The organism is Megamonas rupellensis DSM 19944 (assembly GCF_000378365.1).
Lineage (GTDB): Bacteria > Bacillota > Negativicutes > Selenomonadales > Selenomonadaceae > Megamonas > Megamonas funiformis.
In genome coordinates, this window is the sequence record NZ_KB899615.1 from 1 (window position 1) to 9966 (window position 9966).

The following is a 9966-nucleotide window of genomic DNA, read 5'->3' on the forward strand; positions in this document are numbered from 1 at the left end:
GATAGTGTTGGCAGTGAAGTGGTAAATGATGGATGGTTTAGTGAACTTCGCTATAAACAACACAATCCAAGTGATGTAGGTTCCTTTGCAATCTTTACAAACTATAGAAATGTAGGTGCATTCTCAACAATAGATGCAACAGTAGACTATACTGAAAACGTAAGAGGATGGACACTTGGCTTTGACTATGTACCAATGGAAAATACAACAATAGAAGTATTCTATACAACAGGTACACAAGTAAATGCAACAAGTACAGAAGGTAGACAAGATGTAGATATCTTCCGTGCACAAATGGAATTTTATTTCTAATCATATAATTTATAAATCTAATATTTAAACAAAAAGGCTTATTACTAAACAATTTGTAAGTAATAAGTCTTTTTGTTTTGACAATTAAAATCATGATATTAGATTTCAAATTTAATAGATAGTGTCTTTAGTCATTTTTAGTTAATAGAAATTAATTCATATTGAGGATTGCCCATTTTTAAATTGCGCATAGCGGTTAATTGATGTAATCCATGACGAGATTCAATGCGTTCTACTAAATCTTGATTGTTTGGTTGAGCATATACTAAATCAATAGAGGCTTGGTCTATAGCAAGTAAGTCAGTTGAGGCTAATATACCAATATCTGGGATTGTGGGTTCAGCAGCAGATAATCCAGCACAATCACAATCAACAGACATTCTACGTAAAACATTAATAAAAACGATATGTTTACCAAAGTAATCAATAACAGCTTTTGCTGATTCGGCCATATTTTCCATTAGACGTTCTTTACTTGGCCATTGTTCCCAGTCAGCAGGTTGATTATCAACTGAAACGCCATGAACCATTGATTTACCAATTCTACCATCAGCACAACCGATAGCGATATTTTTCATAGAACCACCATATCCACCCATAGCATGACCTTTGAAATGGGTTAATACAATCATAGAATCATAATTAACGATATTTTTTCCCATTGAAATTTCTTGAAAATGTTTGCCATTGCGTACAGGGAGCATAACAGTACCATTTTCATCCATTATATCTACAGGGCAAAAATCCCAACCATTAATTTTTAAGGTTTCTCGATGACTTTCGGTAGTATATCTATCACCTTTATATAAGGTATTTGTTTCAACTATATTGCTATTAGGAACATGTTGTTGAAAAACGCGAACCATATCTCTAGGTAAAATATTTGGACCATTTTTTTCGCCTGTATGAAGTTTTATAGCAGTTTTTCCATAAATACCTTCATTGATTAAGTTATATAATTTTAGCAGACTATCTGTATTAATTTGAGAAGAAAAATATACTTTGGCTTTAGAGCCAATATAATTATTATCATTGATTTTGGTACTAGCTATTACTGGCGATTGAGCAAAAGAATGAGAAATATTATCCGTTAAGCCATAAGTGGCTGCTCCAATAACTGCACCACCGGCTACTTTGAAAAAATCACGTCTAGAAAATTTTTTCATAAAAATCTCCTCCTGTAAATGATTTTATTATTATTTTAATCATACATCTTGGAGTTTACTTTAGGTCAAGAAAATAATTTTATAGTAATGATTTTAAATGACTTTTAAACTGTATTTACCAAAACCTATTTGAATGCGATTTTCTTCATGTAAGACGTTTAAAACTTCACGGATTTTATTTTCAGAAACAGAGAATTTATGAGCTAAGGAGCGTCGACCAACAGGTTGGCGAAGTGTATTACAACGTTTGATTTCAGCAAAAATTTCTTCTTTTAAATCAATGATATCATTAGGAGTTTTAAAAATTTCAGATTTAATATCTTCTGGCAAATCACTGCTTTGAGGTGGTTCATTAGGGCAAATATTGGCTAGATATTCAACTACATTTTGGAGTTCACGGATATTTCCAGGCCATGAATAATTTTGAAGACAAGTTTTTATATTAGAAAAATATAATTTGGCATCTAAAGATAAAGGTTTATATTTTTTATAAAAATTATATGCAAGTGGTAAAATATCTTCTTTGCGTTCACGCAGTGCAGGCATTTTTATAGGAAGTACATTTAAGCGATAATATAAATCTTCTCGCATCAATCCAGCTTTGATATGTTCTTTTAAATTGTGATTAGTGGCAACAATGACGCGAACATCAATAGGAATTACTTTTATACTACCTACACGACGAATTTGACGTTCCTGAAGGACACGCAATAATTTCACTTGGAATGGCAAAGGGGCATCACCAATTTCATCTAAAAATAATGTTCCTTTATGGGCTGCTTCAAATAAACCAGAAGAACCACCTTTTTTAGCACCTGTGAAAGAACCTTCTACATAACCAAATAATTCTGATTCTAAAAGTGTTTCTGAAAGTGCAGCAAAATTAATGGCGACGAAAGGTCCTGAACTGCGATTGGAAGCATTGTGAATACTTTGAGCTAATAATTCTTTACCCGTACCAGATTCACCTTGAATAAATACTGTAGAATCTGATTTTGCCATTTTTTGTGCTAGTGATAATACTTTTTGGAGTGCTGGACTTTTGCCAACGATATGAGAAAAATCATAACGTGCAATATTTTGTTCTTGGTATAAACGACGACGTACTGATTCTTCAAGGCGATGAATTTCGGATACATCTTTTAATACAAATAATTTGCCATTATCACTGTTTTTAGCATAGAGGGGAATTTCTGATATTAAAAGTTCATGAGAAGGCAATTTTAATATACCTTCTTTTCGAGGATTATTTACTGTTTGGAAAAAAGTATCATCTAAGAAATTTTCACTATCTTGCCCAATTAATTTTGTCGCTTTTTGAGCAAAGATTTTTTCAGCAATAGGATTAAAAACAGATATTTTATTTTCTTTATTGATAGCAATTAATCCATCATGAACATTATTGATGACGGTTTTAAATCTTTCTTTCATTTTGCTACTATCTTTTAATAATTTGTTACCTGTTTTTATTAATTTAATAATATCTTGAATATATTTAGCTGATAAAATATTAGCGAATTTATCTAAAATATCAAAATGAGTGAGAATTTCAATGATAGAAGTGATATCAACTAAACGAGTTTTTATATCAATAATATGATTTACAAATCCCGGAACATGTTCAGTTTCGCCAGGAGTGATAGCTATCTTTAATTTAGGATAACTGTCTATTCCAGGATAATAAGGATAATAGTTTATATGGTCTATGCCTAATGCTTGCAATAATAAAATAGTTTCTTCTGCACTATCTTTAGAATCATTAACTAATAATACATCACTATATTTAGGCAGTTTAAATAGTTTGCCAATTTCATGATAATTTATAGAGCGTCGTGCAATGATATAAGATACATTTGCAGGGCGAAAATTAATTCTTTCAAATGCATATTCGCTGGAATAGAGGATTAAGTCAACTTCTAAATTTGTTGGTGGAGGCGAAGATGAATAATAATATTTGATATCTACTGAGGAATAAAGAATATTACATAATTGTTCATAAATAGTATGAGCAGTGTTATATCCTACAGAAATGATGACTAATTTTTTCATTTTATATTTATCTCCTAATGGGAATTTAATGGTAATTTATAATAATATACCCTATATTATCAAAATAAATGGTATTTATCAATTTATAAAAGGTTATGATTTTTAAGTGTTTCTTGGTTCTTCTATGTACAAATGTTTATTTGGCATGGAAATTGCATAATTATATTAGTGAAACTTTATATACTGATAAGGGAGGTTTTATTATGAACCCATTTAGTAATTCTTTTGAAAAGAAATGGACTTTTATTTTTTTATTTATGTATGTGTTAATAATGTTGCCATTTCCTTGGTATTATGCCACTGAATACATTCCTTCATTTTGGGGAACTCCGTTATTCATCTTTGGATGGATTTTTCATGGTTTAGTAGTTATTATACTCATATTTTTATGGTGGCAAAGTTGTAAAAAACGACCAGAGTATAAAGAATTTGATGATGAGGAGTGATTTAAATGACACATTCATTAGATAATAATATTATTCCATTTTTAGCTGTTATTATTACTTATTTTGGTTTATTGACTTATATCGGTTATTATGCTACAAAGCAAACTCGAACTCTTAGAGATTATTTCACAATGAGTGGTAAGGCAGGAGCTTTGCTTAGTGGTCTTGCATATTTTTCAACTCAATATAGTATGAGTACATTTATGGGTGTGCCAGGAACTATTTATAAAGTAGGTTATGCTGGAATGTCTGTATCTGTGCCAGGTATTGCTTTTAGTATGGTTATTCCTGCTTTACTTGTTGGTAGAAGATTAATTCGTTTGGGTCATCGTTATCGTATGCTTACTATGGCAGATTACATATCTGATAGATATGAGTCCACTTTAATGCGTGCATTATTGGCTATTATTATGATTTTATTCTTAGTACCAATGATGGGAGCGCAAACAATTGGAGCTGGAATTATTTTTAAAACATATACTGGTGCTCCAGAATGGGTTGGTATTGTAGTCATGGGTATAACTGTTATACTTTATTGTATGGCAGGTGGTATTAGAAGTATTATGATTACAGATGTTATTCAGGGTATTTTAATGGTAGCAACAGCTGTAGTTACTTTCTTTGTATCTTTGCAATTAGGTGGAGGTCTTGAAGTAATTAATCAGTATTTAGCAGATACTGATATGAGTTTATTATCTCATCCTGGACAAAATAATTCTATGCCATGGCAAAATTATGTTTCTATGATCATCATGTGGAGTTTCTTTACAATTGGACAGCCACATTTATTTACAAAATTTTTCACTATGAAAAATTACAATGTAATGTTTAAAGCAGTATTATTGGGAACTTTAGGTATGTGGTTTTCTGCTACACTCATTGAATGGTGTGGTGTAACAGGTAGAATGTCTTTCCCTAATCTCACAGGAACAGATACAGACTTTATCGTACCTCTTATTTTACAAGCAGGCGTTCATCCTGTAATTTCTTCTTTGATGGTAGCTGGTATTTTCTCTGCAGGTATGTCAACTGTAAGTGGTGTATTAATCACTTCCACAAGTGCTGTAACTCGTGATTTATATCAAAAAATATTCAATAAAGAAGCTACAGATAAAGATGCATTTATCATGTCTCGTTATGTAACAGTTGGTTTAGGTGTATTAGCTATTTGTATTGGTATTTATAAACCATCTTCAATTTTCCAATTAGTTTTATTCTCTTTTGGTGGTTTAGGTATTTGGGCAGCTCCGATTTTAGCTGGTCTTTATTGGAAACGTGCAACAAAAGTTGGTGCATTTGCGTCTGTAATCGTTGGTGAAATTGTATATATTTTATTGACAACTACTTTTACATCTTTAACATTTGGTTTCAATCCATTAATCGTGGCGTGGATTATTGCCATGGTGGTATTGATTTTAGTGAGCTTGTGTACAAAACCTGCATCAGCAGAAACAATCAGACGTCATTTTGATGATTTAGAAAAATGTTAATTTGATTTTAATGAATAAAGAAGGTATTAATTATGTATTTAGCACATTTAAATTGGCAACAAGCAAAAAGAGCTTTCGCAAAAGATGATTTAGTAGCAATTATTCCTATTGGAAGTACAGAACAACATGGTCCTGTAGGTCCTTTGGGAACAGATTTTTTAATTCCTGATTATTTTGCTAAACAGATAGAAAAACGCACAGAAGTTTTGATTGTGCCTACAGTTCCTTTTGGTATAGCTACACATCATGTGGAATTTTCGGGAACTATTGATATTGGTTTTGATGGCTTATATGCTGTTATTAAAGGTATTGTAGATGGTTTAAGTCGTCATGGCGTGAAGAAATTTGTATTTTTAAATGGTCATGGTGGTAATACTCCTGCTTTGGATAAAGTAGCATTAGAAGCTAATAAAAAAGGTTGTCTTTGCGCTCAGATTGATTGGTGGTCACTTGCTCCAATGCTCAATTCTGCATGGAAAGGTGGTCATGGTGATGGACAAGAAGTTTCCATGATTATGGCTATTGATGAAAATTTAATAAATAAAGATGATTTAATGGAAACAAAGGTAAATCATTTATCGGATAAATTAAAAAATATACATTTAAATGCAGTTGATTTTAAAGGCGTAACTATAAAAGTAGTTCGCAGTGTAGATAAAGTGGTAAATAGCGGTGGCTATGGCGGAAGTGATTCTTATAGTGCAAATAAACAATGGGGTGAAGATATGAAAGTAGCTTTGCTTGATTATATTGTTGATTTTGTAAATGAATTTAAATCTGTAAAACTATAATTAGATAGGATAATTATCATGTTTAAACGCAGAGATTATTTTAAAGAAGATAGACAAAAACCATGGTCAATAAAAGATGAACCTGTTACTTGCGAAGCTTTAGCTGACACAGAAGCAAGAACATATCCAGATATGTTTGAAGCATATAAAAATTTTGCACAGACATATAATTTATCAAGGGATAGTTTTATCTTAACTAATGGCTGTGAAAATGCAGTGCGAATTATTTTTGAAGCACTTCGACCTAAATATGCTTATATTGAAAATCCTTCATGGGGTTTGGTAGAAGTACTGGCTAATGGTTTGTTATATCCTCGACCTGAGGAAACACCTGAAGAAAAACGAATTTTTCTAGTGGATTATGAGTTTAAAAATGAAAAATTTGTTTTAGCGGATTATCCTTTAAAATTACCACAAGAAAATTCTTTGTTTTATATTACTGATAAATATAATAATGTTTTTGAGCATGAAGTACTTCAAGATAGAAATGAATATGCTAAATATACTATTGTTGACGAAACTTATTCAGCTAAAATGTTGAGAAATAGTAATAGAGAAATACCTGAAAATGTTTTTGTAATTGGTTCATATTCTAAGTTTTGTGGTGCGGGAATACGTTTAGGCTATATTTTGTATAATCCTAAATGGAATAACTTAATGCAATTACTAAGGGAAGAATGTATTTCTAAATTAGCAGAAAAATATACAAGTATACACATGCCAGAAATAAATTTACCAGAATTTGATGGTGATTTTGTTTGTAAGTCTAATAATTATGTCGTAGTAAAAGCTGATAGTTATACAGGTGATAAACGAAGAATTAATCGAGAGTTTGAGGTTTCAGGTATAAAATTTTATAAATTAGGATTATCCTTAAAATGATTTTAATGGGAATTTTATATTTTAAGTTTTATAAAATTCCCATTAAGTTTTTATAATAAAACACAAAAGTACTTTTATATTAGATTGTTGTATCTATTAAATTGTTGGCACGGAACTTGCATATAATAAAATAGTGAAATATTTTATTAGGGAGAGATACAAATGGATAAACAGAAAAATAATGATGTAAAAATCTCTGTGCCATGGTATGGTTATGTAGTTTTTGTGTTGGCAATTTTATTATTTTCAGGGATTTTTTCTTCGTCTGATGGAGTTTTACGTGCTTTAGATTTCAATGTATTGAATGGTAGTTTTGGACAGATACCAACTGATAAGGCTATGAGCTTTAGAGGTGCTGGTGGTAGCGGTGCTAAAGATGGCTTTTTATTTGCTTTAGAGCTTATTCCTGCTGTTATTTTAGCTTTAGGAATTGTAAATGTCATTGATGGTTTGGGTGGATTGAAGGCTGCTCAAAAATTAATGAACCCATTATTAAAACCTTTACTTGGTGTACCAGGTGTTTCTGCACTTGCAAATATTGCTAATATGCAAAGTACAGATGCTGCTGCTGGTATGGTTAAAGAATTAGTTGATGAAGGAAAATTAACAGATAAAGAACGCTCTGTTATCATCACTTATCAAACAAGTGGTAGTGCTTTTGTAACAAATTACTTTTCTTCTGGTGCTGCTGCTTTTAGTATTTTACTTGCACCAATTATCGTACCTTTACTTGTAATTTTTGTATTTAAAATTGTGGGTGCAAATTTAATGCGTTTATATTTTAAATTTATTGGACAATAAGTGAGGTAAGATAAATGAGCGACAATAAAGTAGAAGTTATTCAGAAAAAAACAATTTTAGATTTATTCATTGATGGTGCTAGAAAAGGTTTTACTATTGGTACTACTAGTTTGTTACCAAATGTAATGATGGCATTTGTAATTATTCGTATTTTAGATGTTACAGGTCTTTTACAATTAATTGGCGTTGTATTCCAGCCAGTAATGGGGCTTTGGGGTCTTCCTGGTGAGGCAGCAACAGTTTTAATCACTGCTTTAATGAGTATGGGTGGCGGTGTAGGTGTAGCAATGAGCTTATATACTGCTGGTTCTTTAGATGCTATGCAAGTAACAGTGCTTTTACCTGCTATTTATTTGATGGGTAATCCTGTACAAAATGTGGGTCGTTGTTTAGGTATTGCTGGTGTAAGTACTAAACATTATCCTGCAATTATTTTAATTTGTGTAATTAATGCATTATTATCTATTTGGGCAATGCATTTTATTATGTTATTTTTACAATAAAAGAAGGTTGATTATATGAATACTAAAAAAACATTTTTCACATTATTAAAAAATGCACATGTAATTGCTCCAGAAGATTTAGGAGTTAAAGATATTTTAGTAGCTGGCGAAAAAATCGCTATGATAGGTGAAGGTCTTTCTTTACCAGCAGTATATGATTGCGAAGTAGTTGATTGTGAAGGTAATTATGTAGTACCAGGTTTTATTGACTCTCATGTACATTTAATCGGTGGTGGCGGTGAAGGTGGCTATGCTACTAGAACACCTGAAATCCAATTAACAGATATCACAACTTCTGGTGTAACTACAGTACTTGGTCTTTTAGGTACAGATGGTGTAACTCGTCATGTAGCTAGCTTACTTGCCAAAGCTCGTGGTCTTGAAGATGAAGGTATTACAGCATATATTTATTCTGGTTCTTATGAAATTCCAACACCAACAATTACAGGTAGTGTACGCAATGATATTATTTTGATTGATAAAGTAATTGGTACTGGTGAAATTGCTATGTGCGATCATCGTTCTTCTCAATCTCCAAAAGAAGCTTATCAGCAAATTACAGCAGAAGCTCGTGTTGGCGGTATGCTCAGCGGTAAAGCTGGTGTAGTTAATATGCATTTAGGCGATGGCGAAGATGGTTTAAAAATGCTTTATGAAATCACTAAAAATGGTGAAATTCCTAAGACACAAATTATTCCAACTCATGTAAACCGTAATAAACGCTTATTTAAAGAAGCTATTGAATGGGCAAAACAAGGTGGTATTATGGACGTAACTTCTAGTGTTAGTCCTGAAACTGGTTCTAGCCATTCTGTAAAATCCAGTGAAGCTGTAAAACAAGCATTAGAAGCTGGTGTTAATATTGAAAATATCACTATGAGTTCTGATGGTAATGGTAGTATGCCAATTTTTGATGAAGCTGGAAATAATATTGGCGTTGGTGTAGCAAGCCAGATTTCTATTTTAAATGAATTTAGAGATATGGTACAAAAAGAAAATATTGCGATTACAGATGCTATAAAAATTATTACAAGCAATATTGCTAAATTTACTAAATTATATCCAAGAAAAGGTTGCTTAGCTAATAATAGTGATGCAGATATTTTAGTATTAGATAAAGATTTACAATTACAACATGTGTGGGCAAGAGGTACTCATATGGTAGAAAATGGTAAACCTATTGTATTTGGTACTTTTGAAAAAAGATAATAGAAGATATGCAATAAAAAGTGGTAGAAAAAATGATGTGCACCCAAAATATTGGACATATTAATTAGGCTACTAATTGAAACTTAATTCTGTATTCTACAGGACTAAGTCCTTTTAGTTTTATCTTTATCCGTTTTGTATTATAATATTTTATATAAGATTTTAACTCTTTTATAAAATCTTCAACGGATTTGAATTTTTTTAAATAGAATAATTCGCTTTTTAGTAAACCAAAGAAATTTTCTATTACGGCATTATCTAAGCAATTGCCTTTTCGGCTCATGCTTTGGATAATGCCTTTTTCTTTTAATAATTTT

10 protein-coding genes and 1 pseudogene are annotated in these 9966 nt (G+C 31.4%); 8 read left to right on the forward strand and 3 right to left on the reverse strand.

Annotation, left to right across the window (positions count from 1 at the left end):
* Nucleotides 1-312 (forward strand): annotated as a pseudogene (locus F553_RS12605) (S-layer homology domain-containing protein); the annotation flags it as partial.
* A gap of 137 nt (nt 313-449) precedes the next feature.
* On the opposite strand, the gene F553_RS0111025 reads toward F553_RS12605, so the two are convergent.
* Nucleotides 450-1478: a DUF362 domain-containing protein gene (locus F553_RS0111025; RefSeq protein ID WP_019000140.1), complete on the reverse strand. Its 1029-nt coding sequence runs from the start codon at nt 1476-1478 to the stop codon at nt 450-452.
* Nucleotides 1479-1571: 93 nt separating this feature from the next.
* Complete coding sequence (locus tag F553_RS0111030; RefSeq protein ID WP_019000141.1) at nt 1572-3527, reverse strand: sigma-54 interaction domain-containing protein; 1956 nt, start codon at nt 3525-3527, stop codon at nt 1572-1574.
* A gap of 203 nt (nt 3528-3730) precedes the next feature.
* On the opposite strand from F553_RS0111030, the gene F553_RS0111035 reads away from it, so the two are divergent.
* The 7 genes from F553_RS0111035 (at nt 3731) to iadA (ending at nt 9649) form a co-directional block, all read left to right on the forward strand.
* Nucleotides 3731-3973 carry a hypothetical protein gene (locus tag F553_RS0111035; RefSeq protein ID WP_019000142.1) on the forward strand — a complete coding sequence of 81 codons (243 nt, stop codon included), beginning with the start codon at nt 3731-3733 and terminating at the stop codon, nt 3971-3973.
* Nucleotides 3974-3978: 5 nt separating this feature from the next.
* Nucleotides 3979-5463: a sodium:solute symporter family transporter gene (locus F553_RS0111040; RefSeq protein WP_019000143.1), complete on the forward strand. Its 1485-nt coding sequence runs from the start codon at nt 3979-3981 to the stop codon at nt 5461-5463.
* Between the two features lie 32 nt (nt 5464-5495).
* Complete coding sequence (locus F553_RS0111045; RefSeq protein ID WP_019000144.1) at nt 5496-6254, forward strand: creatininase family protein; 759 nt, start codon at nt 5496-5498, stop codon at nt 6252-6254.
* Between the two features lie 18 nt (nt 6255-6272).
* Complete coding sequence (locus F553_RS0111050; protein WP_019000145.1) at nt 6273-7136, forward strand: PLP-dependent aminotransferase family protein; 864 nt, start codon at nt 6273-6275, stop codon at nt 7134-7136.
* A gap of 162 nt (nt 7137-7298) precedes the next feature.
* The gene (locus F553_RS0111055) at nt 7299-7937 is read left to right on the forward strand and encodes a nucleoside recognition domain-containing protein (RefSeq protein WP_008537700.1); all 639 of its coding nucleotides are present in this window, start codon (nt 7299-7301) and stop codon (nt 7935-7937) included.
* Between the two features lie 14 nt (nt 7938-7951).
* Entirely contained in the window at nt 7952-8440 is a 489-nt protein-coding gene (locus F553_RS0111060) for a YjiG family protein (RefSeq protein WP_008537701.1), read from the forward strand.
* Between the two features lie 15 nt (nt 8441-8455).
* Nucleotides 8456-9649 carry a beta-aspartyl-peptidase gene (gene iadA / locus F553_RS0111065; protein ID WP_019000146.1) on the forward strand — a complete coding sequence of 398 codons (1194 nt, stop codon included), beginning with the start codon at nt 8456-8458 and terminating at the stop codon, nt 9647-9649.
* Between the two features lie 64 nt (nt 9650-9713).
* Here the strand turns inward: iadA and F553_RS0111070 are convergent.
* The coding region (locus F553_RS0111070) for an IS3 family transposase (RefSeq protein WP_019000147.1) at nt 9714-9966 on the reverse strand (253 nt) is incomplete at its 5' end.

Excerpts from the sequence above, each read along its gene's own strand:
- F553_RS0111025 (WP_019000140.1), bottom strand. The coding sequence starts at position 1,478 with ATGAAAAAATTTTCTAGACGTGATTTTTTCAAAGTAGCCGGTGGTGCA.
- F553_RS0111030 (WP_019000141.1), bottom strand. The coding sequence starts at position 3,527 with ATGAAAAAATTAGTCATCATTTCTGTAGGATATAACACTGCTCATACT.
- F553_RS0111035 (WP_019000142.1), top strand. The coding sequence starts at position 3,731 with ATGAACCCATTTAGTAATTCTTTTGAAAAGAAATGGACTTTTATTTTT.
- F553_RS0111040 (WP_019000143.1), top strand. The coding sequence starts at position 3,979 with ATGACACATTCATTAGATAATAATATTATTCCATTTTTAGCTGTTATT.
- F553_RS0111045 (WP_019000144.1), top strand. The coding sequence starts at position 5,496 with ATGTATTTAGCACATTTAAATTGGCAACAAGCAAAAAGAGCTTTCGCA.
- F553_RS0111050 (WP_019000145.1), top strand. The coding sequence starts at position 6,273 with ATGTTTAAACGCAGAGATTATTTTAAAGAAGATAGACAAAAACCATGG.
- F553_RS0111055 (WP_008537700.1), top strand. The coding sequence starts at position 7,299 with ATGGATAAACAGAAAAATAATGATGTAAAAATCTCTGTGCCATGGTAT.
- F553_RS0111060 (WP_008537701.1), top strand. The coding sequence starts at position 7,952 with ATGAGCGACAATAAAGTAGAAGTTATTCAGAAAAAAACAATTTTAGAT.
- iadA (WP_019000146.1), top strand. The coding sequence starts at position 8,456 with ATGAATACTAAAAAAACATTTTTCACATTATTAAAAAATGCACATGTA.